Below are 26,727 nucleotides of genomic sequence, written 5' to 3' on the forward strand. Positions count from 1 at the left end.
TCACGAGAAGTGCGCCAGATCCCTTTCTCATGGCCACGGACAAACGGTGGGGCGTTCATCGCTCGCCCCACCACGGCGGCGATGGCTGCGCACCTGACCGCCGGCCTCCGGCTGGCGGACTTCTCGCTGGACAATCTCACCGAGGCGATGCGCGCAATTTGTGGGAACGTCCTGGCGTCCGCGATCCCGAAGCTGACCGCCGACGACCTCGACGAACTCGACCGCGATATCGCCCGGGCCGAGGAGTTGACGGGTGAGGAGCACCGGACCGAGCGCGTCGACGAGCTCACCGAGTTCTACCGCAAGGTGGCCCAAGCACCGACAATCCGATCCTCGTCGTTCTTATGGATGCCTTGCTCGACACCTGCGGCAAGTTCTTCCCATGCTGCACACCGACGGCCACGCCTTCGTCATCGAGGCCCGCAAACGCCCGAAAAGGACCTGCGGCTCGGTGACGGCGATGCCGCTCGCCGTGAACGCGATGAGCACCTGACCGACCTACATGCCCGCTGGCTACGCGACAACGATCTAGAAGTGATTGTCACGACGGGGCTGTTCACCAAGGAGGAGTAAATGCCCTTCAGCGACATGGTCGTCGTCGGTGCCGGCATCACCGGACTGACCGCGGCGCTCAGCGCGCAGGAATTGGTGCCCCGGGTCGTGTTGATCGAACGCGGCGACCGGATTCCGGGATGGAGCAACAGCGCCCTCTCTTCGGGCGTCCTGCATGCTGCCAAGCTCGATCCCAATACCGATCCGAGCGCCCTGGCGGCCCAAGTGTTCCAAGTCACCGACCACACGGCACGGTCAGATGTGGTGCGGGCCTGGGCGGACGGTTGTGCGGAAACGCTTGCGTGGGCCCGCGATCACGGAGCGATCCTCGAACCCGGCGTCGGCCCGTGGCACCGACCGGGGACACGCGCGAGAGGCAGACCGCTCGTGCTCGCACCGCAAAGTACGTTCGAGCCCGGACTCCGCGCCGACGGCGGTATTACCGGGTTTCTCGATCGTCTCTTCCAATCCGTCCCTATACGGCACCCGGAGAGTCACCTTCTGGCGGCGCACTGTTATCAAAGTCTTCGGACTGATTGTTAGTCTCGATGATCCACGCGGCTATCTGGGTTCGCGAGGTGAATCCGAGCTTAGCGAGGATGTGTTCGACGTGTCCCTGTGCGGTGCGTCGGGAGATAACCAGCTGATCGGCGATTGCCTTGTTGGTGAGTCCTTTTGCGACGAGATCGGCGACCTGCCGTTCACGGCGGGTCAGGCTGGTGGTTTCGGGTGAGTGGGATGCGGGGGTGTCAAAGTGTTGACCGAGGGCGTAGCCGACGGCGTCGTTGACGCTCATGGCACCGCCGTGCTGGAACGCCTTTTCGAATTGGCGGCCACCAAGTGCGTGGCGGGTTTGTTTTTCGCATTGCTGATGGTCGATTAGCTGGTCGAGGTAGTTGGTGAGGCCAATCTCCCGCCAGATGCCAGCAGCGGCTCCCAGCAGGACGGCGGCGCGGTCGGCGTGGTTCTGGTGGGCCTCAATCCATGCCAAGGTCTGGATGTTGCGGCCGATGCCGACCGGGTCGTGCGTGCGGTTCGAAAGTCGAATTCCCTGTTCGAGGACTGATCGAGCCCGCGTGGGGTCGCCCTCGCGCCACCAGGCCCAGCCTCCGGTCATCGCCGCCCGTCCGCGGAACACCATCTCGCCGTGCTTTTCCGTGAGCGCAAGCATCTCTTCGTGGCAGGCGAGCGCCTGCGTTGTATCGCCGAGCTGCATGAAGGCGAGTCCGAGGCCTAGCAGGCTTCCGACGTGGTAAAAGCGGTCGGGATCGTCCTGTGCAGAGGGGCTGGCATATTGAAGATGGGGTACTGCCTGTGCAGGTTCGGCACGGTAGAGGGGCAGACAGCCGCTGGCGAATTCCCTGAGCGCGGACATTGAGGGATCTCGCGCGAAGATGGCGTCAGCCTCGGCAAGCAGGCGCGATCCTTCAGACGAATCGCCTTGGACGCCCGCCAAAATACTGTTTAGGTAGAGGGCTTTGGCTCGTGTTGGTGTGAGTTCACCGTTGTGTGCGGCGAGGACTCGGTCAAGCCACAGTCGGCCTTCATGGAGGTATCCACGGCAGAGCCAGAAGGGGAACAACCCGCCCGCAATGCGTAGGCCGGTGTCGAAGTCATTTGCGTCGGATAGGCACAACTGGAGAGTGGCGCGTAGGTTCGGCTGTTCTCGATCGAGGCGGTTGAGCCAAGATAGCTGCTGCGGACTGCTCGCGTGGGCCTCTGCGCGCAGCACCAACTGCTCGTACCAGTTCCGATACCTCCCGATCAGGCCGGGATATTGGTCCGTGGACTGCAGTTTCTCCCGGGCGTAGTCGTGCAGGAGGTCCAGCAGCCGGTATCGGACCACGTCGCCGACTTCCTCCCGGATCAGTATCGACTTGTCGACCAGCGATGCCACGAGGTCGAGCAGATCTTCAGGGAGGTCGGCATCGGAGCAGATAGCTTCGGCAGCATCGAGTTCGAAGCTGCGGGAGAATACGGCGAGGCGGGCCCACAGCTGCTGCTCCGCTGCAGTGCACAATTCGTAACTCCAGTCGATAGACAACCGGAGTGTCTGCTGACGGGTGGGTGCGGCGCGGCTGCCACCGGTCAGGATTCGGTATCGATCGGTCAAGCGCTCGAGAATCTGCTGCACGGACATGGCGCGGAGCCGGGAGGCGGCCAATTCGATCGGCAAGGGCAGACCGTCCAAGCGTGCACAGATCTGAGCCACCGCAGCCTGATTGTCCTCAGTAAGTTCGAACCCGGGGACGGCTGCAGCCGCCCGATCGACAAATAATGTCACCGATTCGTAGCTGGGCAGCCCGCGAAGCGCCGACCCGCGCGATGGGTCGGGAACGGTCATCGGCGGTACTCGCATCACAGTTTCACCGGTGATTGCGAGTGGTTCGCGGCTCGTTGCAAGAATTCGAACTTCCGCGCAGGTCTGCAACACGGTGTCCGCCAGCGTCGACACCGATCGGATCAGGTGCTCGCAGTTGTCGAGGACCAGCAAAAGCTGTTTGTGGACGAGATAGTTTGTCAGCAGAACCAACGGTGGTGTTGCCGATTGATCTCGGAGTCCGAGGGCTGTCGCGACAGCGCTGGCCACCAGCTCAGGGTCGGTGAGTTCGCCGAGCTCGATCAGCCAGACGCCGTCGGTGAACGCTCGCCGCGAGTCGGTGGCGATGCGCAGGGCGAGGCGGGTCTTGCCGACGCCGCCGATCCCAGTCAGTGCCACCAGCCGGGACGAGGAGAGCAGCTTCTTCCCGCCTGCAACCTCGTGGCGGCGGCCGACGAAACTGGTCAGCTCCACGGGCAGGTTTCCCTCCTTGTCTCGCACTCGGACCGGCATTGAAATACGCGAATCGAGGTTCGAGGTCGTTGCGGTGGGTTCAGGCGTGGCCGGGGACAGCTCAGTCGGCTCACTTCCCGCAGGGCCGGTCTGGGTGTGCTCTTCGCTTGGAGGATCGACATTCGTACGGGTCGTGAGCAATGCCATGTCGTCGACGGGTCGCTGATGTCGCCGCTGGGCCGCCCGAAGCTGTTCGCCGAACTCGGCCGCACTGGCGGGACGAGCACCTACGGTCCGTGCCATCGCCTGTTCGATCAGCCCACTGATGTCGCGGGGGACCTCGCTGGAGCTGAGGTCGGGTACCGGCTGTGTGGTAATCCGCAAGAACTGGGCGACGACCTGCTCACCCTCATGGCGTTCGAAAGGGGCGTGCCCGGTGATGGCACAGAACAGGGTTGCGCCGAGGCTGTAGACGTCCGATGCGGAGGTGGGTGAGTCGCCGACGAGGACTTCGGGTGCGGTGAATGCCGGCGAGCCAGTGACCATGCCTGCGCTTGTTTCGAACGCGCCGGCCATGTGGGCGATGCCGAAGTCGGTCAACTGTGGTTCCCCGTAGTCGGTAAAGAGGATGTTTGCAGGTTTGACATCGCGGTGCAGTACATCGAGATGGTGTGCGGTTTCGAGCGCTCCGGCCATCTTTACACCTAGCGTCAGCGCATCCGGCCAGGCTATCGGCCCGTTGCGGCGCAACTGTGCGTCGAGGGAATCCCGCCGGTGGTAGGGCATCACAATATAGGGCGAGCCGTCACCGGTAGAACCTACTTGCAGGATTTCGACTATGTTTGGGTGCCCGGACAGTCGACCCATCGCCCGCTGTTCCCTCCAGAAACGCTGCACGTTGTCCGGGTCGAGACTCGACGTCAGAACTTTCACCGCAACCGTGCGCTCGAGAGACGGTTGCCGGCAGTGGAAAACGACACCGAAGCCTCCATGACCGATCTCGTGCGGATCGTCGAATCCGGCCGCCCTTAGCTCCGCGACCAACGCACCGGATAGGTCGTCGCGTGTCGCGCGGGGGTGGTTGCGTTCGATCATCGACCACTCAATTCACTAGATCCTCGGGTGCCGTATGCGCGCACTGACTCCGATGAATCTGTGAGATCGACCCTACCTGTAAGGACCCGTGACCCGCCCAATTCCTCACGGTGCATCCGACCCGTCACGAAACCCTCCGACGAAAGCGTGGAGTGGGAAGTGTTGCGCCCCCGACCACGAAGGTCAGCAGGATCGGGCACCATCAGAGACGTGCCTACACCACCGGAGTCGACGAAAAGCTCGCTGCGCTGGAAACTGCTGGATCGGGCCCGGATCAGGTGGCCGCAACTGGCCACGATCAACACCCGCTTCCGCGGTAACTTCGCCTCCGTCGACGGCGTGCTGACCGACGGGACAGTGATGCCATTGAGCGACTGCGCTACGTCGGATCCGCCAGTGTGTGGGGGTTCGCGATCTACCTCGGCAGCACCGGCAATACCAGGACTCGGTCCTGCCCAACGGAAACTTCGCCGGCAGCCCTGAGGACGGACTCGACTGCGCCTGCGGGCTCTACCTCGCCGACCCCACCGCCTGGCAACAACCCCGACGAACTTATGAATCAGTCCACTAAGGATTCGCGCCTCGCCACGGCGCGAGTAGCTCAGAAGCTGCAGTAAGGGCGCCCTCGGTATCGAATGTCGCGTCGACCACGCGCTGAAGGGCCAGGCCCTTCATCAGGGCCAGCACGACTGCTGCTCGTGCGTCGTCACCAAGAGTCTGTCCAAGGTTCGCGCGGAAGCTGCGGTCGGATTCCTGAATCATCGTCTTGGCGAAATCGTCGTGAGTTGCCTCCGCCAAGAAGGCGATATAGACGTGCCACCAGTCGCTCGCTGTCGATGCGAGACGGACCACTAGCGCTGTGATACTGCCCAGATCCGTTGACTCCGCGACGATCTGGTCGGTGGCGGCACTGGCATCCTTGGCCGCGCTTTGCAGCGCGGCCCGCAGAATCTCCTCCTTGTTCTTGAAGTGATGGTTCACCACTCCGCGTGAGGTGCCCATAACTGCCGCGATGCGCGCGATGGTGACGGAACCTGCCCCTTCAGTCGCGATGAGTTTGCGCACGGCCATCACGATCTGATGCCTGCGGACCCCACCGACGTCGAGACGTCCGGAATCTCCGGCGACCAGGCGGTCAAAGTCCGACGGCGCAGAGTAACTCACTCGTTGCCTCCGATTCTGTTGCAGTGCCCTAAGTTTAGCGCGGTCCCCATAATGAGTGACACGTCGACATGTTGCCATGTTGCTCGGCATAGGTCAATGGGCGCAAGTGTGGATCGGCGACCGTCGAGCTCGACCTGGGGGCCGGGCGTTCTGGACGCGCAGAGGCGCACGCAGGCAGGGGTGCGCTCCCAGGTCCTGAGGTGGCACGAATTTTTCATACCGATAACACGCGAGGCCTTGCGCCCCCCAGCATTTGTCTGCATGATTCTCGTCACGCCCTTGGCATGGAACAAGAAGTCTTCCCGAGGTGCGGTCCTTGTCAGCGAACTGTTCAGTTTGCCGTGAGCCCGCACGCTCCACGGTGGAAGGATCGTGACTCCATGCACTTTCTCAGCAAGTACTACGCACCGGGCCTGTTTGACGGGCTGACAGCGAAGCTCTGGTCCGGGTTGATCGACGAGGTCGCCGCCTCCCGAAACGGGGGGCCTACGGCATGACGGGCGTCGAGGTCGACCTGAAACAGGATTTCCAGGATGCATTCGGCCGGGTCGCGGCAACTGTCGGCATCATCGGCGTGTGCGACGAGCGCGGGAACATGCACGGTATGACAGCCACTGCCATCTCGTCGCTGTCCAACGACCCGCCCTCACTGATTGTCCTTCTCAACCATGAGAACCAGACGTTCCGCACGATCAACGAGCGTAAGCGCTTCTCCGTCAACTTCTTATCCGCAGGGTCTGAAGAGTTGGCGCACCAGCTATCTCGGCCCGGGCAGAGCAAGATTATCGACGCCGGGCATCTCGACCAGCCCGCGGGGTGGCCGATGCCGGCGCTGCGAAGCGCGACCGCAACCCTGGTTTGTGATCTCGATGACTGCATTCCTCAGTTCACCCATCAGATCCTCGTGGGACGCATTACCCACGTGCGCACCAGTGAAGGGCCGTCGGAGCCGCTGCTCTATCTACAGCGCAGGTTCCAGCGCCTCACCGCCTGACCCTCGATACGATCTCGGGTTCGGTATACGTGCTGGCCCGCGACCCTGGTCAGCAGGGCCGGCCATCACAGCCGGCAACTTACGCCCTCACTCCGAAGACGCGGTGACGGCGGACCCGCGTAGGCACGCACATGTGTGGCCGCGCCATACCCTCTATAGAAAGGAGGAGTCTCGTGACCGCCTCAACGCAAGCCCCACCGGCCCCGAGTAACAGGACGCTCATAGCTTCGAGCCTGACCGGTACCACCATCGAGTATTTCGATTTCTTCGCGTACGCGACGGCGGCGTCGCTGGTCTTCAACAAGGTCTTCTTCCCCGATCAGGATCCACTTGTTGGCACCATCCTGGCCTTCGGTGGTATCGCGGTCGGATTCGTCGCTCGCCCATTCGGGGCGGCGCTGTTCGGACATCTCGGCGATCGTGTCGGCCGCAAGTCCGCCCTCTTCATGACGCTCGCGATCATGGGAATCGGCACGATGGGTATCGGCCTGGTCCCCAGCTACAACCAGATCGGGTGTGGGCGCCCATACTGTTGATGATGCTGCGTCTGCTCCAGGGTCTGGCGCTCGGAGGCGAATGGGGTGGGGCGGTACTGGTCACGCACGAGCACGCTAAGCCGGGCAAGGAGGGGACGCTCACGGCTTTCCCATCTGCCGGCATGCCGCTGGGCCTGATGCTTTCGACGCTGTGTTTCCTGGGAATGTCGGCGATGATCTCCGACGCATCGTTCGAGTCCTGGGGCTGGCGCGTGCCGTTCCTCATCGGCGTTGCGCTGGTGGGTGTGGGTCTGTTCATCCGTAGCAGGATCCCGGAGACCGACGACATGATGGAGCTCAAGAATAACAACAAGCAGGCCAGAATGCCGCTCGCGACGCTGTTCCGGACACGCGCGGTCAGCTTGCTGCTGTGCGCCTTCGCGTTCCTCGCTCAAGGATTTTACTTTTATGCCGCCTATAGCTTTGGCGTCGCCTATGGCACGGAATCGGTCGGGTACTCGTACAAATCGCTACTTTTTTCGACGTTGCTTTTCTCGTTTATGTACTTCGTGACGATTCTGTTCTCGGGCTGGCTATCTGATCGGATCGGTCGCAAGACGGTCATGTATTTCGGCTATGCAGCGACATTTGTGACCGTTATTCCTTTCTTTGCAATGCTGAGTTCGGGTTCGATGGCTATTGCGGTTCTGGCTTTCGTTATGGCCGGCGGCTCGGCCGGGTTCATGTATGGGCCATATGCCGCATTGTTGTGCGAGGCGTTCGAGGCGAGGATCCGTTACACCGGCATCGCCCTGGGCTTGACCATCGGCGGCGTACTCGGCTCCGCGTTCTCTCCGATGCTCTTCACCGAGGTCTACCGGTTGACCGACACCTGGATGCCTATCGCTGCCTGTGTGATGGTCTCGGCAATCATCAGCGCCGGTGCCGTCGCAGCGCTGCAGACGGCTAATAGCAGAGCCTCGGCCACCTCTGACTCAATGGACAACTGGGACGAGCAGTCTCCGCGTCGCGCCGAGCCGGAAAGGGCCGCACACTCCTAGATCGCTCGACGTGACCACCGGTTGCTCCCTCGAAACCGGTGTTCACATCGACACTGACCCACCACTCAGCCACATCGACAGTCCACATCCGCGAGTGCCGGACGGGACAGGCGAGCATGACTCGATTTGTTGAATTTCCCCGTACTTATCCTCGATACGTCATCGGCAGACCATCGAACTATTGACATGACACACGACATGTTCCTATGCTTATTGACATGCAATTGGCGGAAACGTAGCTCTCCGCGGTGCGGTTTCTCGACGATGTTCTATATAGAAGCGGCGAGCTCAGCCAGGGGTTCGGTGCTCCGATCGCCGAATTTTTCCAGAAAGGACCGCTCGAATGCTTCGCACTGGTGATGAATTCCTGGCTTCCCTACAGGACGGCCGGCAGGTGTACGTCGGAGGAGAACTCGTCGACGACGTCACGACCCACCGCGGTTTCTGCGGTGCGGCAAACACCGTTGCCCGGCTTTTCGACCGCACCTCTTCGGACCCGTCACTGGCCTATGTCGAGCAGGAGACCGCGGAGAAAACGAGCGTGAACTTTCTGCGTCCGCGCTCGGGTGAGGATCTCGCCCTGCGGCGGACGCTGCACACGGCCTGGGCGGATGTGAGCAATGGTCTGTTCGGGCGCTCACCCGACCACGTGGCCGCGATGATCACCGGTATGGCGTGCCGCCCGGAGGTCACCGGAAACGACCAGTACGCAGAGAACCTGCTCAACTACTGGCGCCACATTCGCGATAACGACCTCTACCTCTCCTTCGCGGTCCTTCCGCCTGCCGGAAGTAAGGCGGGCAAGTCATCCGCCGTGCAGAACGCCATGCGCGTGATCGACACCAGCGACGCCGGTGTCACCGTCCGCGGCTTCAAAATGCTCGCCACCGGCGGTGCCCTCTGTCACGAGATTTTGGTGGGTAACGCACAGCCGCTGCGAGACGGCGACGAATCCGTGGCGGTCAGCTTCGGTATCGCGGCCAACCACCCCGGGGTCAAAATCCTCTCGCGTAAACCGTACGCGGCGCACGCCGTGAGCAAGATCGACGACCCCCTCGCCGACTTCGACGAATCCGATGCAGCGATCTACTTCGACGATGTCGTCGTGCCGTGGAACCGGATCTTCGTCCTCGACGACTGGCGGGCCAGCTATGGACTGTTCGTCGAGACTCCGGGACACACGCTCGGCAACGCTCAGGCCCACATTCGTCTGCTCACCAAAATGCGCTTCATGCTCGCGGCAGCCAAGCGCCTGGGTGAAGCCCTCGATTTCAACACCAACCCGGCCGTGCAGGGCGTCCTCGGAGGACTCGCGGCACGGGTGAAGATGCTGGAGGCGTCTGTGATCGCCCAGGAGTCTCGGCCCGAGCGCTGGGACCACGGCTTCGTGTCCCAGGACCGCCAGTTCATGTACGCGAACAGCAACTGGTCGATGGAGTACTTCTCGGACTTCGCCACTGAGATGCGACGCATGCTGGCCAGCCACGCGTTTCAGCAGCCGGCGGACGTGAGCGCCTTCGACGACAATTACACGCGCAAGCTCTTCCTGGAGCTCAACCGCACCGACGACTTCGAGGTCGCTATGGGCCGCTACCGGCTCATCCGCCTCATGTGGGGTCTGGTCGGCTCCGAGTTGGCCAGCCGCAACAACCAGTACGAGCTTTTCTACGCCGGGCCGCCGCACGTCACCCGGAGCCGGATGTACGACTACTTCGACTGGGAGTCCGCCGAGGCCCGCGTCGACGAGTTCCTCGCCCAGACCGCGGCTGATGATGGCATCAACTGAGCGGAAGTCGCCGTAGAACGCAGTAACCACATGCGTAAGACACCTTCGGGAGTAGATGATGGGAAGTAGTGAACGACGAGTGGCGCTGGTTACCGGCGGCAACCGAGGGATCGGCCGCGAGGTCGCGCGCCAGCTCGCCGAGGCCGGATTGACGGTCGTGATCGGCTCGCGCGACCTGGCCGCCGGCACTCGAGCCGCCAAAGAGATCCAGGCCGAGCTCGCGGCCGACCAAGACGGCCCGGAAGTGACCGCGGTCCAACTGGACGTGGCGGCGCGAGGCGAAGAGTTCGGCAACGCACACAGCGCGGCCGAGGAGATCAGCAAGCGTTACGGCAGGCTCGACATCCTGATCAACAACGCCGGACGGATGGTCGAAGTTCTTCCTCCGGACATCACCGGCAAGGACCTAGAGGCGGCGTTCACCACCAACGTGGCAGGCGTTGCCGAAACCACCCACGCCTGCCTCCCGCTGCTCACACAGGCGGACGCTCCGCGCATCGTAAACGTGTCGAGTACAACCGCGTCCCTGAAGCTGACCAACGAGGGCAAGGATTTCGGCGGTGACCACTCGGTGCGGGCGCCGTACTCGACGTCCAAGGCGGCGCTGAACATGCTTACGCTGCATTACAACAAAGCATTCCAGGCGGATGAGTCGTTGCGCCACATCAAGATCAACGCGATCACACCCGGATATGTCGCTACCGAGATGAACCACGGCCTCGGCGCCCGCACCATCGAGCAAGGCGCTCGCGCCCTGGTCACGCTGGCGTTGAGAGGTGAGGACTCACCGTCCGGTGGCTACTTCAACGAGGACGGGCCATTGCCCTGGTGACGTCCGGACCGTCGGGCCGGCATCGAGCCGGCACCAAGGAGCGGATGAAGGCGATCCTGGCCGACATCCAGTCGGGTGAGTTCACCCGCCGCCTCGTCGCGAATGTCGAGAACGGCAACACCGAGCTCGAGGGTCTGCGCAAGGCCAACGCCGAGCACCCCATCGAGGTCACCGGCAAGAAGCTGCGCGATTTGATGAGCTGGGTCGACCGGCCGATCACCGAAACCGCCTGACATCAGAGAAGGAAGCAATGGATACTCGAGTAGCAATTGTCACGGGTGCGGGCTCTGGAATCGGTGCTGCGTGCGCCGAGGTTCTCGCAGACGCGGGACACCACATCATCGTCGCCGATCGGGATGTCTCGAGCGCGGAAAAAGTTGCATCTGCGTTGAACGCCCGGTCTTACAGTGCGGAAGCTCAGCATATCGATATCGGGGACAACGATTCGATTCAGACGGCTTTTGACGCTATCGCGACCAAGCATGGGCGGTGCGACATCCTTGTAAATAATGCTGGTATATCGCAGGTGCACGACATACTTTCCTTCCCGGATGACGTCTGGGAGAAGACCATCAACATCAATTTGACGGGGGCCTTCCGTTGCAGCCAACGGGCGGCGAAGATGATGGTCGAGCGCAGGTGGGGGCGCATTGTCAATATCAGCTCGATCAGCGGGATCCGGGCCGGTGTCGGCCGGACCGCATATGGGTCGGCTAAAGCCGGCGTCGACGCTTTGACCCGCCAATTTGCCGTCGAGCTCGGGGATGCGGGTATCACGGCGAACGCTGTTGCGCCCGGTCCCATCGAAACGCCTCTCGCTCATATAACGCACAGCGAGGAAACCCGAAAGTCGTATTACCGCCACATTCCGTTGCGGCGGTATGGCAACCCTGAGGAAATCGCTTTCGCCGTTGGGTTTCTCGCTTCGGAACAGGCCGGTTATATCACCGGACACACCCTGCCAGTCGACGGCGGATTCGTCGCTGCAGGACTGCTGAACATATAGCTACACCGTACAGAGGTTCAATCTCCACGACATCGGAGCAGAGTGCATTCGCCCGTTTGTCTCAAACCCTCAGAAGGAGGTCAGGTGTCAGGACAGGGATTGTCGTTCATTACGTCCGACGATGTTGAATTGATCTACGACGATGAAGGTGTCGGCCGCGCCTTCGTCTTCCTACATGGTTACGGCTGTCGACGAGGACACTGGGAGTATCAGCGTAAGGCACTGTTGGATGCCGACCATCGAGTGATAGCACTCGACCTGAGGGGTCACGGCGACTCCCAGAAACCGCCGCACGGACAAACGATCGCACGTATGGGTCAGGACGTCCGCGAATTGATTTCGGCGCTAGATCTCAATCAGGTGACCTTGGTGGGGCATTCCATGGGGGTGTCGGTGTCACACGCGATGTTCATGATCTCCGGACTCGATCGGATTGAGCGCTTCGTCCATATCGATCAATCACCGAAAATTATCAACGACGAGCACTGGCACTGGGGCGTCAAAGGTGTGAACTGGAGCAATGTCGATGACTGTGTGAATTTCCGCATCAAATGGAGCAATGAAGATCAGGAACCTCCACTGCCTCCCGGCTCTGCGATGGCAGAAGAACCGTGGGCATCCTTCGACCACGCTGCGGTGTCCAAACTTTTCCTCAACCACTTCGTCTCCGACTGGCGAGATGTCTTACCACGGATAACCGTACCGACCTGGGTGGTTACTTCTAGATTTACGAATTACTATCACCCGGAAGGAATGCAGTGGGTTGCCGACCAAATACCCGATAGTCGATTTACTATTTTTGAGCACAGCGGACACCAGCCTCACGTGAGCGAAGCGGACGAGTTCAACGCCCAGTTGCTTGATTTTTCATATCCGCACAATGCATAGACTTCCCCGATGCAAACAGCCAAAGAAAATAAAGCTTAATTAAGGATGGAAAACATGAACGAAGCGTTACGTGCACGACTCGCCGCGAAAGAACCCGCCTACGGTATGTGGGTCACCTCGGAAGCCGCCGCCGTAACCGAAGTCGCTGCAGTCCTGGGATTGGACTGGATCTGCATCGATATGGAACATGGCTACCTGACCTACAAGGACATTCAGGGCCATCTCGCCGCAGCACGCGGTAGCCAACTGTCCGTCTTCGTGCGACCCCCCACCCAAGCCCTGGAACCGATCAAACGTGCGCTCGATGTCGGCGCCCACGGGCTGATCGTGCCACTCATCAACAACGCTGACGAGGTCGAAGCGGTCCGCCAGCACATGTATTACCCCCCTATCGGGCGTCGGGGCATTGGCGGTGAGCGCAGCGTCACCTGGGGTCTCGAGTTGGAAAGCTACGTCAAGTCCGCCAACGACGAACTGATGTTCTTGCCGATGATCGAGACACAAGAAGCTTATGACAACCTCGACTCGATCCTGTCGGTCGACCGAATCGAGGCGATCTTCCTTGGGCCTGGGGATATGTCAGCCAGTCGGGGTGCGGTCGGCGAATGGGAAGGTCCCGGCGTCGCGGAAATCAACCTCGACGTCCTGCAACGGGCCGAAGCACGCGGCATTCACGCCGGCCTCGTCGCACGCAGCACCGAAGAAGCAATTACTCGACGGGATCAAGGATTCCGAATGGTTTCGTTGGGGTCCGACATCGGTCTCATGATCAGACAAATCCGAGCAATGGCCACCCAACTCGGCCGCGAACCACGTTTACACAGCTGGTTTTAGGGCACCATAGAACCGGCTGACAATCCGATATTCTGCTGTGAGTTCGTGTGGTGCTGAAGCCCGCTCAGACTCAGCGGGCTTCATTGTTCAAATCGGAACTGCACTCGCCGACGGACGTAGGCAGGGATCGGGTGTGGGAGGGGGCGTTCTTCATGGGTGCGCTCGTTCCAGCTCTCCCGTCACTGCCTTCGATTCGGTAGATGTGGGCAGTACCTTAGCCTAACCTTAGCCTGGATCCACCGATGACGTGTTGGTCGGGATCCGGTTGTGGGCGTTGATGGGCTTATGGGTGTGGGTGATCGCCCGACCTCGGTGTCGGATTGTTCCACTGGATCTTTCGGGTCGGGCCTGGGGTGGCCGGGCGGATTAGGTGGCCTGCGGTTTTCGTCTCCAGGTGTGGTGGCGTGCCGAGGACGCGATCCGGGCCGGGACCGTGATCAGGGTCCGGCGGATGGTGGCGGTCGTCGCCCGTGCCAGGCGGGTCCCGGTGATGGTGGCGGCGGCGCGGGTGAGATTGAACGCCATCACCGCCAGCACCAGCCAGGCACTGTTCGCGGCGAACCGCCCCGACGGCAGGTGCGCGAGCGCGGAATTCTTCAGATCGGCGTGGACCTGCTCGATGATCGCATGCCCGCGGTGGACCTTGTCCGCGGTCACCGTATCCAGCACGGCGGGGTCGGTGGTGGTGAAAAACGCGTGGAACCGCCAGGTATCGAATAACGTGCCCTGCCCGTCCCCGGCCTGCAGATTGAGGTCGGGGATCCGGCGCACCACCAACCGGCCCGGTGTCCGCTCGGACGCGAGCCGGGTGAACGCGGTGAAGTCGATCTCGGCGACCTCGGCCCGGGAAATCCACCGGCCGGCCTGTTCGTCGTAGACGGCGTCGGTGTACTCGATCGGTGTCCACGCCGTCTCGTCGATGGCGGCGATCGCCGCTTTCGCCTTCGCCGTCATCCGCACCGTGACCGACACGTCCACCCCGGCCCGGATCGCCGCGGACACCATCTTGTGCCCGTAGAACGCCGAATCTGCCCGCACCAACACCCCGCCCGGGGTGCGCGGGTGCAGGCGGCGGACGGTAGCGACGGCGTCGGTGACCATCCGCGCTGCCCCGCGCGGGGACCCGCAGCCCCCGCGGCGCAGACGCTGCCCGACGATCACCGGAGCCCGCCCCTCGCTGGTCGCGGTGGCGATCAGCGCGTTCAACCCCCGGACCCCCGTGTATCCGTAGCCCGAACCCTGCTTGGCGTGCCCGTGCACCGACACGATGGTGTCGTCGAGGTCGACCAGCACCCGCCCACCGACGTCGGGCCCATCGACCAGCGGTGTCCGTTCGGCCAGGCCTTGCAGGAATCGGGTGGCGACCGCGTCGAGTTGGGGGTATGGGATAGTTGCACCCTAGAGATGCCCTTCGTGTCGATCGAACTGGTTCTGTGAGAAGTCCAATTCTTTCAGCACGCGAGGGCATCTCGCCGTTTCGACTCACCTACCCCGACACTGCATCGGTGGATCCAGGCTTAGCGGCCGGCGCGGACTCGACCCGATATACCAGTGAACCCCCATTACAACCGGGCGTACGAATTCTCAAGTCGCGCAATGTCGTCGTTGCGGATATGTCGACCCGCCAAACTGCAACTGCGTGTGTCGGCTGCGCTACGTCGCCGTACCTCGACCCGGTGGCACCCGACTTCTTCGTCGACTGGAACCGCGCCGCCAATGACATTGCCGTCATGCTTCGTTCCGAAGCGGGCCGCTGTGCCGGACACATCGTTCCCGGAGCGGGACGGCCACTCCGACCTCGACAAACCGGCTGTGGTGGCCCAGGCGGCCGTGGGTTCGATTCGGCACGGTTTGATCGATGGCGTCCTGCGCATCGCGCGGACGGTCACGGCGTGGCACATGATCGAGGACGAGTTCGTACGAACCGGCGACAAGGTTCTCCACCAGATCGGTCGTAACGCCCGGCCCTGCGCCTATGGACAACCAGTGGCGTTTGTCGAGGTATCGGGCGGGGCCGATGCTGTCGTGGGAGCGCTGCAGCGCGCGCCCGCGATCCGGGTGCACTTTCACGGTGACGATCCGCTCGGCGGGGTCCTCGGTGACGATCAGGAACACCTTGCCGGCGACCTTGTAGACGTCCAGTCCCTCGGTGAAGGGATGCCCGTGGCTGACCCCGGAAGATCCTCGGCCGTACGCCGAGCGGCCTGCTGTACCCGATGCCCTGAGACCGTCATGACCGGCCCTGTCCAAACCGAGTCGGGTCGACCGGCCGCTGCGCCCTCGGCAGCTTTTCAACGACCAGTAGATACGACTCGGTCACCAGATCGTCGACCAGCTGCGCGTCGATGTCCCCACCTGGAGTCAGCGTGATCCAGTGTTGCTTGTTCATGTGATAACCCGGCGTGATGTGTTCGTGCGAGGCTTGCAATGCTTTCCCCCCGCCGGGTGTGGCACGCCAACTTCGGACACTCCCACCCTGCACTCGCCGAGGTGGCGTACGCCCAGATGCAACGGCTCGAGACCTACCACATCTTCGGCCGATACCTGAACGATCGGGCCGTCGAGCTGGGGGAGGCGTTGGCCGCCCTTTCTCCGATCCCAACCCGAAAGTCATTCTCGATAGCGGGGATCGGACGCGATCGATGTTGCATGCAAACTCGCGCGTCGTCACTGGCAGGCGGAGGGCCGCACCACCACGATCATTCTGAGCCGGGAGTTCGCCTACCACGGGCTCCACGCGTACGGCACCAGCATCGCCGGACTTCAGTTCAACCGCGACGGCTACGGCACCGACTCGTGGGTAGGTAGGACTCGGTTACGAGGTCGTCAAGCGTGTGCGCGTCGAGGCCCTCGCCGGGATGGAGTGTGATCCAGCGCTGCTTGTTCATGCCGGATATGCCTGCCTGGTTTTCGACTACCGGCACTTTGGAGGCAGCTGGCGGTTAGCCCCGCCAGCTGCCCGACATTGACCACACAACTCGAAGACCGGCACGCCGCTATGACGTATGCGTGCCCACTGGACTGGGTCGACCGCCCCGCGACGTTCTCTGGGGGTTCGTCGTCGGCGGTGGCCACGTGCGAGGATGTAATGCACTGACGTTACCTTTGCGGGCTCTGACCTTGCGGTGTGCCGGATCCGGCGTGACCTTTTGGACGGGGCAGCATCTTCGTGATCCGGTGTCAGATGCGGGTGAGTGACCGTCAGTCGACGGTCAAGGTGATATGCACGGCGTCCCGGCCGTCGCCGATCTCGCGCCCCAACGTCCGTACGGCGTCGGCGACGTCCTCGAGGCGGAAGTTGTGGGTGCACAACGGTGCCAGCGTGTCGGCGCTTTCGGTGATGATCTCGATCGCCAGTTCGGTCGATCGGTAGCCGCCGCTGACGACGCCCTTCAGTTCGATCTCGCTGAGCACGATCTTGTCGATCGGAACGTCGTTGAGCAACCCGCCGCTCTTGAGGCCTGCCAGCACGAGTCGGCCACCGGCACGGAGCATGTCGATACCCTGCAGGATCGGTGCCATGGCACCGGCAGAGACGTCGAGAACGATGTCGGCCATGCGGTTCTCGGTGAGCTCGCGAACCCGGGCGACGGGGTCCTCCTTCTCCACGTCGACGACCGCGGTGGCGCCGAGATGCTGGGCGATCGCCAGTCGACCCTCGTCGGCGGAGGTCCCGGTCACGACGATCTCCTTCGCGCCGGCCTTCTTGGCTGCCGCGACCGCGAGCAGGCCGCGCTGCCCCGGCCCCGCGATCACCACGGTGGAGCCCAATCCCACTCCGCCGACTTCGTACACCCACCGGATCGCGTTCGAGAGCGGGTTGACCAGGGTCATGATGTCGGATGGGATGTCGTTCGGCAGCTTGTGGATCAGCGCCCTCGGATGCAGGTACACATGGGTTGCGTATCCACCCCATAACGCCGGCGCGGTATTCACGTTCTGATACATCCCATAACCCAGTCCGGACTGACAGCGGGTGAACGCCCCTTCGATGCAGCCCGAGCAGACGCCGCACGGAATGATCGGTTCGACGGTGATGCGGTCACCGACCTCGACGCCCCACCGTGCCCGCGCGGAATCGCCGATGCTGTCGATCCGGCCGATGATCTCGTGGCCCGGCACGATCGGCATGCCCTGTCCGAAGCTGAGGCCGCCCACGTACTGCTCGTAGTCGGTGCCGCAGAGTCCGCTGGCTTCGACGCGGACCACGGCATCGTCGGCGGTGGCTTCAGGAACGGGGAACTCACGGAACTCGAAATTTCGGGGACTTTCCAGAACAGCGGCACGTGCTGTCGACGCCATGTCAGACGCTCACTTTCCAAGGTCGATACGAGCGGGAGGTAGAAGTTGGTTTCAACGGTGGTGAAAGCAGCGAGGCCCGCCGAGGGAGGTGACAGCTCCTCGACGGGCTTCGTTACCGCGATCTCTAGACCGGAGTGACGACCACGTTGTACAGCTCGTCGAACTGGTAGGTGTACAGCGCGCGAGGGATCTTGCACATACCACGGAACTTCAACAGCAGCTCAGCGGTCTTGGTTGCCGTTCCCGCCGGAACGAACAGGTAGAAGATGGGGCACTCGTCCATGTCGAGCTTCCACACTCGGTCGAGTGTTTCCTCGGTGATGGTGTCCTCGGTCTCCACCTCGACGATCAACCGGGGCGAGTTGTCGCGTGCAGTGTCCACGACGACGATGTCGGGGTAGAGGGTGTGCTCCCACCGGTGCTCGACGGGCATGTTCTTATGGCCGCCGACGTTGGTGTAGGTGCCCCAGGTCGGCTTGACGAGGCCCGGGTACACCTCACCGTTGGCGAAGGAGAACATGCTGCGCGCGATCTGTTCGACCGCCGAGTCATGCAGATTGCTTGTCGGTGTGATGATGCTCATCGAAGTGGTCCTTTCACAGAGGAAGAACGCGACGGGCGTTCTCACCGAGAATCGCGGCCTTTTCGTCGTCGCTGAGAAGCGACTGTTTCACGCCCTGCAAGCCGAGAACGGCTCGGTGGCTGTGCCAGTCGGATGCCCACAGACACCGATCGACACCGACCTGGCGCACGGACTGGACGCCCACCTCGTCGAATCCCTCTTCGAAGCCACACGAGAGGTCGAAATAGACGTTCTCGAAATCGCGTGCCATTTGGACTCGCTGATCGTGCATCTCGGTGCCGTAGCCGGTCAGCGGTTGCAGGTACCCCAGGTGCGCCATGACGACCTTCAGCTTCGGGTGCCGTTCGAGCACCGGGCGCCACTGCACGGGGAACGCGTAGTCGTCGTGCTCGGCATGCCCGACGTGACCGTCGAGGCCGCCGCTGTGGGCCAGGATGACCATGTCGAGTTCTTCGATCTTGGCGAAGGCCCGCTCGAGCGCGGGATCGGACGGGTAGTACTGCCCCCAGGTCGAGATGATCTTGACGCCACGAGCACCTGCTGCGTGGTGCTTAACCACCTGCTCCTCGACCCAGTCGGCACCGAAGTAGGGGTCGATGCCGCCCACGAGCGCCGCGTATTTCGTGGGGTTGGAGGCCGCTACCTCGACCAGCCAGGCGTTCTTGCGGTCGCACCGCTGCGCCTGGATCTCACGGACTCGATCATCGAATGCGGTCCGCTCGTCGGCGGTGAGGTCTTGGGGGGCACGAGCGCGCATCGCTTGCCCCATCGCCTCCGTTGGCCATGCGTTGATGATCCACGACGCGGACACACCGGCCTCGGCCATGTACCGGTCGAGCTGGGGAAGGTCGCCACCGCGATCCCAGCGGTCCTCGATGGTGCGGGCGTTCCATCCCTCTTGCGCTGTGCGGTTGAGATGTACGTGCGTGTCGACAACATCCCACTTGCGGTCGCTCATACCTGTCCTTTCGGTGCGTAGGCGTGACCCATCTTGGTCAGGATCTCCGCCACCTTCTGCCCGTCCTGGTTGGTGACGTGTGTCGCGTACTCGATGAGACCGAAACGCGACTTCTCTTCGCGGTGCACGGCGACGATCTCGATGTCGAGGGTGTCGCCGGCATACACCGGGGCCTTGTAGGTGATCTCGTCGGTCAGGTGGGTGGCGGTCTTCTTGCCGATGACCAACGCAAGCGGTGCGATGCAGGCGCCCATGGTCAAAGCGCCGGGCGCGATCGGTCCACGGAAGCCGTTCTCGGCTGCGATCCGATGATCGCGATGCAGCAGTGCGAGATCCTGGAACAAGCCACACGCCGTGGTGATCATGCTCTCGGTGATCGTGACCGCCGGAGCGATGAAGCGCTGCCCGGTCGAGACCTCTTCGTAGTAGCGGCCTTCGAGTAGATCGACCGCTTCCGCACTGTCGGCGGGGAGTGATTCTTCTTGGACTGAAGTCATAGAGACAACCTTTCGAACGGAATCGATATCGAACGGGTTACACGAGCGCTGCTGCCGGCTCGACGGCCTCGAGACTGAGGGCCTCGCCCACGAGCATGTTGGTGAGGTCGCCGTTGTGGGTGCTCAGACCCTTGGACAGCTCTTCGTTGTCGCGGCACGCGTCGGCCCAACCTTTGGCTGCCACCTCGCTGATGTAGGGAAGTGTCACCGACGTCAGTGCGTGAGTGGAGGTGTTCGGAACGGCACCCGGCATGTTGGCCACGCAATAGAACACGGAGCCGTGGACCGGGTACGTCGGGTCGGCATGCGTGGTCGGGTGGGAGTCCTCGAAGCAGCCTCCCTGATCGATCGCGATGTCGACCAGGACCGAGCCCGGCTTCATTCGTGCGACCAGATTGTTCGAGACCAGTGTCGGTGCCTTGCTGCCGGCGACCAGTACCGCTCCGATCACGAGATCGGCGTCCAGACACTGTTGTTCAATCGCCAGGGCATTTGATGCCAAGTTTTTGACCCGACCTTGGTATTCCTTGTCGACCGCCTTCAATGCGAGGGGGTTACGATCCAGCACGGTCACATCCGCGCCCATGCCCACAGCCATTCGCACCGCATGCTGACCGGACACCCCGGCCCCGATGACCACGACCTTGGCAGGGAGCACTCCCGGCACACCGCCGAGCAGCATTCCGCGACCTCCACCGCTGCGCAGCAGCGTCGCCGAGCCCACCTGGGGCGCAAGACGACCGGCCACCTCGGACATCGGAGCCAACAGCGGCAACGCGCCCTGTGCGGTCTGCACCGTCTCGTAGGCGATGCTGGTCACCTTGCGGTCCAACAGTTCTGCGGTCAGTGCGGGGTCAGCGGCGAGATGCAGGTACGTGAACAAAACCTGCCCCTCACGCATGCGCCCGTATTCCTCGGCGATTGGTTCTTTGACCTTGAGCACCAGATCTGCTCCGGCCCAGACCTGGTCGGCGTTCGTGAGAATCTGCGCGCCCGCGTCCTGGTACTCCGCGTCGGCGATCAGTGAACCGACGCCGGCGCCGGTCTCCACCGCAACGGCATGCCCGGCATCGACGAGCTCGCGAACACCTGCCGGCGTGATCGCCACCCGGTACTCATGGTTCTTGACTTCCTTGGGGACTCCGATTCTCATGCTCACGCACTCTCAGCCTGTGTGGTCCGGATAGAAATCGTCATTGGGATACGCCTTTCCCGCGTTGTCCTTACATGTTGCCGCGGCAAACACCCGGATCATGCCAATCATCATATAAACATGTCGCGCGACATGTCAACGGTGTGAAAGGTCTTCGACACGGTGCGCGCCACTACTCCCGAACACGCGCAAGCGGCCGAGATGCTGCATTCCTCGGCCGCCTGTGGGTCCTGAAAACTCCTAGAACGGAAAGTCTCTGGGGCTGTCCTGCACCGAGATCCACCGTTGTTCGGTGAACGCCTCGACCGCGCCCGCACCGCCCCACTTGCCCACCCACCCCGAATCCTTCATGCCACCGAAGGGACAGTGGGGCTCATCGTGTACGCACGAATCGTTGATGTGCACCATGCCGGCGTCGATCTGCCGAGCAACTACCTGGCCGTGCGAGGTATCGCTCGTGACGACGGCAGCGGACAATCCGTACCGGGTGTCGTTCGCGATCCGAATCGCCTCAGTCTCGTCCTTCGCGCGGAAGACCATCGTCGCCGGGCCGAAGATCTCCTCGTGGTAAATCTCCATGTCCGGTGTCACGCCGGTGATGACGGTCGGCGTGTAGTAGGCCCCTTTGACGGTGCCGCCGACCAGAATGTCAGCCCCGGCCGATTCAGCGGCTCGGATGAGTCGCTCCATGCGTTCCAGTTGACGGTCGTTGATGATCGGTCCGATGACCGACTCCGGGTTCGCCGGATCGAGCGGCTTCAACTCCGACGCCTTGGCGACCAGCTTGTCTACGAACGTCTGGTATAGGGACTCGGCGACGATCACCTTGTCGCACGACATGCAGATCTGTCCTTGATGTAGAAATGCCGAGTAGTAGGCGACGTGCACGGCGTAGTCGACATCGGCATCGTCGAGAACGAGGATCGGATTCTTCCCACCCATCTCGAGAATTGCGCGCTTGAGCACCGACGCGCAGGCCTCCCCGATCTTGCGGCCCACGGCGGTCGATCCGGTGAAGCACACACGCTTGACGCGAAAGTCCATTATCAGCTTGTCCGCGACCGCCTCGACGCGATCTCGTGAGCACGAGACGACATTGAGAATCCCTGACGGGAAACCGGCTGCCTCGAACAGTTCAGCCAACAGAGCACCACCGGTTACGGGGGTCTCCTCGGAAGGCTTCACCACCGCGGTGTTGCCCAGAGCCACCGCATAGATGAAACCGCGGGCGGAAAGATACAGAGGCGAGTTCCACGGTGAAATGACGCCGACCACGCCGGCAGCCGTCCGTTCGACGTAGTTCCGCTTTCCGGGAACGGTCGACGGATACGTTTCACCGAGAGTTCGAGAGGTCAGAGCAGCCGCTTCGCGAAGGGCGATCGCGGTGAGCCAACACTCCCACTCCGACTTTCCGCGCGTTGATCCCGACTCCTTGATCAAGGCGTCGACGTAGTACTCCTGATTGTCCTCGAGGACCTGCGCGGCGCGAAAAAGGTGCGCTGCCCGTTCATTGGGTAGAAGCGCCTCCCACGCCGGTTGTGCGGCGGTCGCGGCCGCGATGGCGGCGTCCATGTCCTCGACGGTGCCGTCGGCGGCGACCGACCACTGTGACCGAGTGGTCACATCGAGGTCGACGAACGTCCGTCCATCGCTCGACGGCTGCCAACCTCCGTCGATGTAGAGCGGGGACTCACCCGAGGTGGCACGGTTCAGCAAGCTTGTGTGGCCTACCTGTACCGACTCGTCCACAGCAGTCATGACAGTTCCTCTCGTGTGCTGATATTCGTGGTCGTGCATCCTTCGGCGACACTCCGCCTCGAGGGGGTCCTACTGGGGCATGGTCAGAACTGCTTTCACCGCGGCACCGCTGTGGGTGTCGGCAATGGCGTCGTCGAGTTGGTCGAAGCGGTATCGAGTGACCAGTCGGTCGAACGGGAACCGCCCGGCGGCATGCAGAGCGAGCATCTCGGGGATGAACAGTTTCGGAGTCGAATCTCCTTGATAGACACCGAAAATTGTTTTTCCGCCCGGTGTGATCAGTCCCAATTCGATTGTCGCTCCAGGCTTCGATACACCGAGCAAGGCGATCCGGGCACCGAGCGTGGTCACCTTCAACAGCGTCGTGATGACGGGGGCCACACCGGTGGTGTCGACGGCATAGGGCACTCCACCACCGCTGATCTGCAGTATCCGGTCGGAGATGTCCTCGTCGCGCCCGTTCAGCGTGTGTGTGGCACCCAGTTCCTTTGCCAGTTCGAGGCGCTCCTCCATCACATCGATGGCGATGATGGTGGTGGCGCCGGCCACCTTCGCGCCCATGACGGACGCGAGACCGACCGAACCCGCTCCGAACACGGCAACCGTCGCCCCCGCGGGCACCGCAAGCGAGTTCAGTACGGCGCCGGCTCCGGTCTGTATGCCGCATCCGAGCGGGCCGACGAGCTCGAGCGGTGCATCCTCCGGAAGCACCACGACATCGCGTGCGGCGGCGACCACGTGGGTTGCGAACGAGGACTGACCGAAGAACGATCCGTGTACCTCGTCGCCGCGCTCGTCGCGGAGTGTGGTCGACCCGTCGAGCCGGCAGCCGGAAAAGTTGGATTCCCCGAACTTCAGGCAGTAGGCACGTCGCCCGGACAGGCAGTTCGCGCAGTCACCGCACGCGGAGAATGAGATGACCACCCGGTCTCCGACCGCGACGTCGGTCACTGCCGATCCGACCTTCTCCACCACACCGGCGCCTTCGTGGCCTACCACGATCGGCATTTCCTGTGCGAGGACCCCGTGCTGGACCGCAAGATCGGTGTGGCACAGTCCCACCGCTACGATCTTGACGAGAACCTCGTCGAGACGAGGATCGTCGAGCGTGAGCTCCTCGAACTGGAAGGGGGCGTCGATTTCTCGAACTACGGCGGCGGTGACGGTGGTGGTCATATCTACCTTCTCGATTGTCCGGTTCGGGGCCGATCTCGTGCATCCCTCACTCGGTGTGGCGCAGTGCCAGGTTGTAGAACCGAGTCTCCTGGTATTCCTCCAGCCCTTCGGAGCTGCCTTCGCGGCCGAGCCCGGACTCCTTGACGCCACCGAACGGAGCTGCGGCATTGGACGGCACACCTTGGTTGATACCGAGAATTCCGGTCTCCAGGCTGTCGGCCACTGAGAACGCTCGGTCCAGGCTCTCGGTGAAAACATATCCGGCGAGACCGAATTCGGTGTCGTTCGCACGGGCCACCGCTTCCTGCTGCGTCGAGAATCGTTGTACCGCAGCGATCGGACCGAAGATCTCCGTGGTGACCACGTCGGCGTCCTGTGGCACATGGTCGAGAAGTGTTGCCCTGAAGTAGGATCCGGGGCTGCCGGGAACAGATCGTTCCGTGCGAGGTACTGCACCCCTGGCCACGGCGTCATCGACGAGTGCCTGCAGGCGGTGAACTGCCTTGTGGTCGACCATCGGTCCGAGCCCCACCCCTTCGGACAGCCCGCTGCCGACCTGCAGCGCCGCCAGGCGTTCGGTCAAACCCTCCACGAACGCATCGGCGATACCGCTCTGGACCAGGAAGCGGTTGGCAGCGATGCACGACTGTCCGCCGTTGCGGAGTTTCGCTCGCAGCGCTCCCTCGACTGCCCGCTCGAGATCGGCATCGTCGAACACCAGGAACGGCGCATTTCCGCCCAGTTCCATCGACGATTTGAGGACGTTGTCCGCGGCGAGACGGAGCAGCACTTTTCCCACACCGGTCGAACCGGTAAAGGACACCTTACGCACTCGCGGGTCGGCCAGCACGGCCTTGCTGAAGGCGCCGGAGTCGCTGGTGGTCACCGTCTGAATCAGATCACCGGGGACGCCCGCCTCCACCGCCAGCTGCACAGCGAACAAGGTCGTGAGGGGAGTCAGCGTGGCGGGCTTGACCACGACCGGGCAGCCGGCGGCCAAGGCAGGCGCGATCTTGCGGGTTGCCATCGCGAGCGGAAAGTTCCACGGGGTGATCAGCACAGCCAGACCGACAGGAACTCGGCGAGTGAGGAGTTGACCACCCCCGGACGGGGCCTCCCGCACAGTGCCGGCGCTCCTGGGCGCCTCCTCGGCATACCACCGGACGAAGTCGGCGCCGTAGGTGACCTCGGCACGAGCGTCGGCCAGGGTCTTGCCCATCTCGAGGGTGATCAGCAGCGCGATGTCTTCCGCGTTCTCGATCAGCAGTTCGTACCAGCGACGCAGGACGTCCGCCCGATGTCGGGGCGTGGTTGCGGCCCATCCGCGACCGGCTGAATCGGCTGCGGCGACCGCCTCCAGGGCGCGATCGACGTCGAAGTCCCGGACGTACCCGATGACGGAATCGTCGTGTGGGTCTCGCACTTCGATGTCGCTGGACGATTCCGCCCGGTCCGCGCCGATCCGGGCGACCACCTTGGCGGCGGCGGTGAAGGCCGAGGAGTCTCGTTCGAGGATGGTGTCGGTCGTGGTCACGGTCAGAGCTTCCCGTCCTGGTTGGAGAGTGCGATCTCGATGGCGCCGAGCAGGTCACGGAGTTCGTCGTCCGTCGTGATGAACGGCGGGCTGATCTGTATGGTGTTCCCGCGCAGCGGTCGGGTGACGAAGCCCTCGTCGACGAGGGCGTCGGTCACTCGCTCCGCGCTGATGTCCTCGGCCAGCGAGATGCCGCCCAGCAGTCCCGCCACCCGGGTGTCGGCCACACCGGGGAGCCGTTCCAACTGGCGCAGTCCGTCGGTCAGCACGATCTCGAGTTCCTTGACCCGAGGCAGGAGCTTCTCCTCCTCGAGCAGCTCGAGATGGCGCAGCGCGACCGCGCAGGCCGTCGCATGACCTGCATAGGTGGCACCGTGGCGGAAGATCGGGGTGTCGTCACCGCTGCGGTAGAAGCGTTCCCAAATGCAGGGAGACACCAGTACCCCGCCCAGCGGGGCGTAACCCGATGTGACTCCCTTGGCGAAGGTGATCAGGTCAGGCTCGAGTTTGTAGCGCTCGGTGGCGAACATGTCACCAGTACGTCCGAAACCGGTGATGACCTCATCCGCGATCAGCAGAATGTCGTTCTCCCGGCACAGGCGCTGCAGGCCTTCGAGGTAGCCCGGTGCCGGCGGGTTGACTCCGCCGGTGCCCTGAACCGGTTCGGCGACGAGAGCAGCTATCTTGTCCGCGCCGATCTCGGCGATCGTCGCCTCGACCGCAGCGATGTCGTGCGTCGAGATTCGCGCGGTCTCGGGCACCAGGGACTCGGTGCCGTAGCCGTCGCGGTTGAACTGGAGGCCGGCGATGCTGGTTCCGAACGCGTGGAGCCCGTGATACGCGAAGTCCCGGCTCAAGATCAGTGTCTTGCTCGTGCGTCCCTCCGCTTGCCAGTGGCGCCGAGCGAGCTTGCACGCCACGTCGATCGCATCGGAACCGCCGCTATTGAGGATGACCTTGGGGTCGGCGATCGGCGAGATGTCCGCCAAGACCTCGCCGAGTTGTACGGCCTTGTCGTTGAGGTACCGGCCGAAGATGTGGTAGGTCTCGAGCGTCTGCATCTGCAGAAACGCTGCCTGGGCGAGTTCGGGATGCGAGTGTCCTACGTTGGCGTGCCACAGGCCGGCGGTGCCGTCGAACAGGCGTTGGCCGTTGGCAGTGTAGAGGTAGGAGCCCTGCGCGCGTTCGATGACGATTTGCCGTCCGAGCACCGACGGCATGTGCGCCTGAGCGCTCCAGAGTGCGGGTCCGGACAGAACACGTTCGGCTTGGTTGACCATGGAAATCTCCTGCAGATGATGGTGG

General features: G+C 62.8%; 23 protein-coding genes and 2 pseudogenes. 11 read left to right on the forward strand and 14 right to left on the reverse strand.

Features of this window, described 5'->3' with window-relative positions:
• Window positions 1-81: 81 nt before the first annotated feature.
• Complete coding sequence (locus QM806_RS07370; protein ID WP_169693394.1) at window positions 82-573, forward strand: carbonic anhydrase; 492 nt, start codon at window positions 82-84, stop codon at window positions 571-573.
• A complete protein-coding gene (locus tag QM806_RS07375) occupies window positions 574-1,095 on the forward strand; it encodes an FAD-dependent oxidoreductase (RefSeq protein ID WP_283290903.1) in 522 nt (173 codons plus the stop codon).
• Here the strand turns inward: QM806_RS07375 and QM806_RS07380 are convergent.
• Together QM806_RS07380 and QM806_RS07385 are read right to left on the reverse strand one after the other, a co-directional pair.
• Window positions 1,028-4,420, reverse strand: a complete 3,393-nt coding sequence (locus tag QM806_RS07380) for a protein kinase domain-containing protein (RefSeq protein WP_283290905.1) — start codon at window positions 4,418-4,420, stop codon at window positions 1,028-1,030. The two genes, QM806_RS07375 and QM806_RS07380, sit on opposite strands and share 68 nt — an antisense overlap.
• A 567-nt stretch (window positions 4,421-4,987) precedes the next feature.
• Window positions 4,988-5,584, reverse strand: coding sequence for a TetR/AcrR family transcriptional regulator (locus QM806_RS07385; protein ID WP_169693391.1), 597 nt, complete (start codon window positions 5,582-5,584; stop codon window positions 4,988-4,990).
• 493 nt (window positions 5,585-6,077) lie between these two features.
• On the opposite strand from QM806_RS07385, the gene QM806_RS07390 reads away from it, so the two are divergent.
• The 9 genes and pseudogenes from QM806_RS07390 (at window position 6,078) to QM806_RS07430 (ending at window position 13,461) form a co-directional block, all read left to right on the forward strand.
• On the forward strand, window positions 6,078-6,578 hold the full coding sequence (locus QM806_RS07390) for a flavin reductase family protein (RefSeq protein WP_169693390.1): 501 nt from the start codon (window positions 6,078-6,080) through the stop codon (window positions 6,576-6,578).
• 173 nt (window positions 6,579-6,751) lie between these two features.
• A complete protein-coding gene (locus QM806_RS07395) occupies window positions 6,752-7,114 on the forward strand; it encodes an MFS transporter (protein ID WP_169693389.1) in 363 nt (120 codons plus the stop codon).
• Window positions 7,114-8,115: an MFS transporter gene (locus tag QM806_RS07400; protein ID WP_283290908.1), complete on the forward strand. Its 1,002-nt coding sequence runs from the start codon at window positions 7,114-7,116 to the stop codon at window positions 8,113-8,115. Before QM806_RS07395 ends, QM806_RS07400 begins: the two co-directional genes overlap by 1 nt.
• 343 nt (window positions 8,116-8,458) lie before the next feature.
• A complete protein-coding gene (locus QM806_RS07405) occupies window positions 8,459-9,901 on the forward strand; it encodes a 4-hydroxyphenylacetate 3-hydroxylase N-terminal domain-containing protein (protein ID WP_169693387.1) in 1,443 nt (480 codons plus the stop codon).
• A 79-nt stretch (window positions 9,902-9,980) separates the two neighbouring features.
• Window positions 9,981-10,733, forward strand: coding sequence for an SDR family NAD(P)-dependent oxidoreductase (locus QM806_RS07410; RefSeq protein ID WP_212636115.1), 753 nt, complete (start codon window positions 9,981-9,983; stop codon window positions 10,731-10,733).
• A gap of 26 nt (window positions 10,734-10,759) precedes the next feature.
• Window positions 10,760-10,966: pseudogene (locus tag QM806_RS07415) on the forward strand (ketol-acid reductoisomerase); the annotation flags it as partial.
• 17 nt (window positions 10,967-10,983) lie between these two features.
• Entirely contained in the window at window positions 10,984-11,739 is a 756-nt protein-coding gene (locus QM806_RS07420; RefSeq protein ID WP_169693385.1) for an SDR family NAD(P)-dependent oxidoreductase, read from the forward strand.
• 84 nt (window positions 11,740-11,823) lie between these two features.
• Window positions 11,824-12,627, forward strand: coding sequence for an alpha/beta fold hydrolase (locus QM806_RS07425; protein WP_169693384.1), 804 nt, complete (start codon window positions 11,824-11,826; stop codon window positions 12,625-12,627).
• 54 nt (window positions 12,628-12,681) lie between these two features.
• Window positions 12,682-13,461, forward strand: coding sequence for an HpcH/HpaI aldolase family protein (locus QM806_RS07430; protein ID WP_169693383.1), 780 nt, complete (start codon window positions 12,682-12,684; stop codon window positions 13,459-13,461).
• A gap of 366 nt (window positions 13,462-13,827) precedes the next feature.
• On the opposite strand, the pseudogene QM806_RS07435 reads toward QM806_RS07430, so the two are convergent.
• From QM806_RS07435 to QM806_RS07490, 12 genes and pseudogenes are all read right to left on the reverse strand, one after another.
• Window positions 13,828-14,838: pseudogene (locus QM806_RS07435) on the reverse strand (IS1380 family transposase); the annotation flags it as partial.
• Between the two features lie 351 nt (window positions 14,839-15,189).
• Entirely contained in the window at window positions 15,190-15,711 is a 522-nt protein-coding gene (locus tag QM806_RS07440) for an MmcQ/YjbR family DNA-binding protein (RefSeq protein ID WP_212636114.1), read from the reverse strand.
• Window positions 15,692-16,075 (reverse strand): MmcQ/YjbR family DNA-binding protein, encoded by a 384-nt coding sequence (locus QM806_RS07445; RefSeq protein ID WP_169693382.1) that lies wholly within the window; start codon window positions 16,073-16,075, stop codon window positions 15,692-15,694. The genes QM806_RS07440 and QM806_RS07445 overlap by 20 nt, the downstream gene beginning before the upstream one ends.
• A 587-nt stretch (window positions 16,076-16,662) precedes the next feature.
• On the reverse strand, window positions 16,663-17,763 hold the full coding sequence (locus QM806_RS07450) for a zinc-dependent alcohol dehydrogenase (RefSeq protein ID WP_169693381.1): 1,101 nt from the start codon (window positions 17,761-17,763) through the stop codon (window positions 16,663-16,665).
• A 124-nt stretch (window positions 17,764-17,887) separates the two neighbouring features.
• Window positions 17,888-18,346 carry a hypothetical protein gene (locus QM806_RS07455; RefSeq protein ID WP_169693380.1) on the reverse strand — a complete coding sequence of 153 codons (459 nt, stop codon included), beginning with the start codon at window positions 18,344-18,346 and terminating at the stop codon, window positions 17,888-17,890.
• Window positions 18,347-18,359: 13 nt separating this feature from the next.
• The gene (locus QM806_RS07460) at window positions 18,360-19,304 is read right to left on the reverse strand and encodes an amidohydrolase family protein (RefSeq protein WP_169693379.1); all 945 of its coding nucleotides are present in this window, start codon (window positions 19,302-19,304) and stop codon (window positions 18,360-18,362) included.
• Complete coding sequence (locus QM806_RS07465; protein WP_169693378.1) at window positions 19,301-19,801, reverse strand: MaoC family dehydratase; 501 nt, start codon at window positions 19,799-19,801, stop codon at window positions 19,301-19,303. Before QM806_RS07465 ends, QM806_RS07460 begins: the two co-directional genes overlap by 4 nt.
• A 37-nt stretch (window positions 19,802-19,838) precedes the next feature.
• Window positions 19,839-20,954, reverse strand: coding sequence for an alanine dehydrogenase (ald, locus tag QM806_RS07470; protein ID WP_169693377.1), 1,116 nt, complete (start codon window positions 20,952-20,954; stop codon window positions 19,839-19,841).
• A 240-nt stretch (window positions 20,955-21,194) separates the two neighbouring features.
• Window positions 21,195-22,712 carry an aldehyde dehydrogenase family protein gene (locus QM806_RS07475; RefSeq protein ID WP_283290913.1) on the reverse strand — a complete coding sequence of 506 codons (1,518 nt, stop codon included), beginning with the start codon at window positions 22,710-22,712 and terminating at the stop codon, window positions 21,195-21,197.
• A gap of 69 nt (window positions 22,713-22,781) precedes the next feature.
• Window positions 22,782-23,888, reverse strand: coding sequence for an NAD(P)-dependent alcohol dehydrogenase (locus QM806_RS07480; RefSeq protein ID WP_169693375.1), 1,107 nt, complete (start codon window positions 23,886-23,888; stop codon window positions 22,782-22,784).
• Window positions 23,889-23,934: 46 nt separating this feature from the next.
• The gene (locus QM806_RS07485) at window positions 23,935-25,422 is read right to left on the reverse strand and encodes an NAD-dependent succinate-semialdehyde dehydrogenase (protein WP_283290914.1); all 1,488 of its coding nucleotides are present in this window, start codon (window positions 25,420-25,422) and stop codon (window positions 23,935-23,937) included.
• 2 nt (window positions 25,423-25,424) lie between these two features.
• Complete coding sequence (locus QM806_RS07490) at window positions 25,425-26,702, reverse strand: aminotransferase family protein (protein ID WP_169693374.1); 1,278 nt, start codon at window positions 26,700-26,702, stop codon at window positions 25,425-25,427.
• Window positions 26,703-26,727 lie beyond the last annotated feature (25 nt).

Source organism: Rhodococcus sp. IEGM 1351 (genome assembly GCF_030056875.1).
In the GTDB taxonomy this organism is placed as follows: domain Bacteria; phylum Actinomycetota; class Actinomycetes; order Mycobacteriales; family Mycobacteriaceae; genus Rhodococcus_F; species Rhodococcus_F opacus.

Bases quoted from the DNA above. Each gene is read 5' to 3' on its own strand.
- QM806_RS07370 (WP_169693394.1), top strand. From the start codon at position 82: ATGGCTGCGCACCTGACCGCCGGCCTCCGGCTGGCGGACTTCTCGCTG.
- QM806_RS07375 (WP_283290903.1), top strand. From the start codon at position 574: ATGCCCTTCAGCGACATGGTCGTCGTCGGTGCCGGCATCACCGGACTG.
- QM806_RS07380 (WP_283290905.1), bottom strand. From the start codon at position 4,420: ATGATCGAACGCAACCACCCCCGCGCGACACGCGACGACCTATCCGGT.
- QM806_RS07390 (WP_169693390.1), top strand. From the start codon at position 6,078: ATGACGGGCGTCGAGGTCGACCTGAAACAGGATTTCCAGGATGCATTC.
- QM806_RS07400 (WP_283290908.1), top strand. From the start codon at position 7,114: ATGATGCTGCGTCTGCTCCAGGGTCTGGCGCTCGGAGGCGAATGGGGT.
- QM806_RS07405 (WP_169693387.1), top strand. From the start codon at position 8,459: ATGCTTCGCACTGGTGATGAATTCCTGGCTTCCCTACAGGACGGCCGG.
- QM806_RS07420 (WP_169693385.1), top strand. From the start codon at position 10,984: ATGGATACTCGAGTAGCAATTGTCACGGGTGCGGGCTCTGGAATCGGT.
- QM806_RS07430 (WP_169693383.1), top strand. From the start codon at position 12,682: ATGAACGAAGCGTTACGTGCACGACTCGCCGCGAAAGAACCCGCCTAC.
- QM806_RS07445 (WP_169693382.1), bottom strand. From the start codon at position 16,075: ATGACTTTCGGGTTGGGATCGGAGAAAGGGCGGCCAACGCCTCCCCCA.
- QM806_RS07450 (WP_169693381.1), bottom strand. From the start codon at position 17,763: ATGGCGTCGACAGCACGTGCCGCTGTTCTGGAAAGTCCCCGAAATTTC.
- QM806_RS07455 (WP_169693380.1), bottom strand. From the start codon at position 18,346: ATGAGCATCATCACACCGACAAGCAATCTGCATGACTCGGCGGTCGAA.
- QM806_RS07460 (WP_169693379.1), bottom strand. From the start codon at position 19,304: ATGAGCGACCGCAAGTGGGATGTTGTCGACACGCACGTACATCTCAAC.
- QM806_RS07465 (WP_169693378.1), bottom strand. From the start codon at position 19,801: ATGACTTCAGTCCAAGAAGAATCACTCCCCGCCGACAGTGCGGAAGCG.
- ald (WP_169693377.1), bottom strand. From the start codon at position 20,954: ATGAGAATCGGAGTCCCCAAGGAAGTCAAGAACCATGAGTACCGGGTG.
- QM806_RS07475 (WP_283290913.1), bottom strand. From the start codon at position 22,712: ATGACTGCTGTGGACGAGTCGGTACAGGTAGGCCACACAAGCTTGCTG.
- QM806_RS07480 (WP_169693375.1), bottom strand. From the start codon at position 23,888: ATGACCACCACCGTCACCGCCGCCGTAGTTCGAGAAATCGACGCCCCC.
- QM806_RS07490 (WP_169693374.1), bottom strand. From the start codon at position 26,702: ATGGTCAACCAAGCCGAACGTGTTCTGTCCGGACCCGCACTCTGGAGC.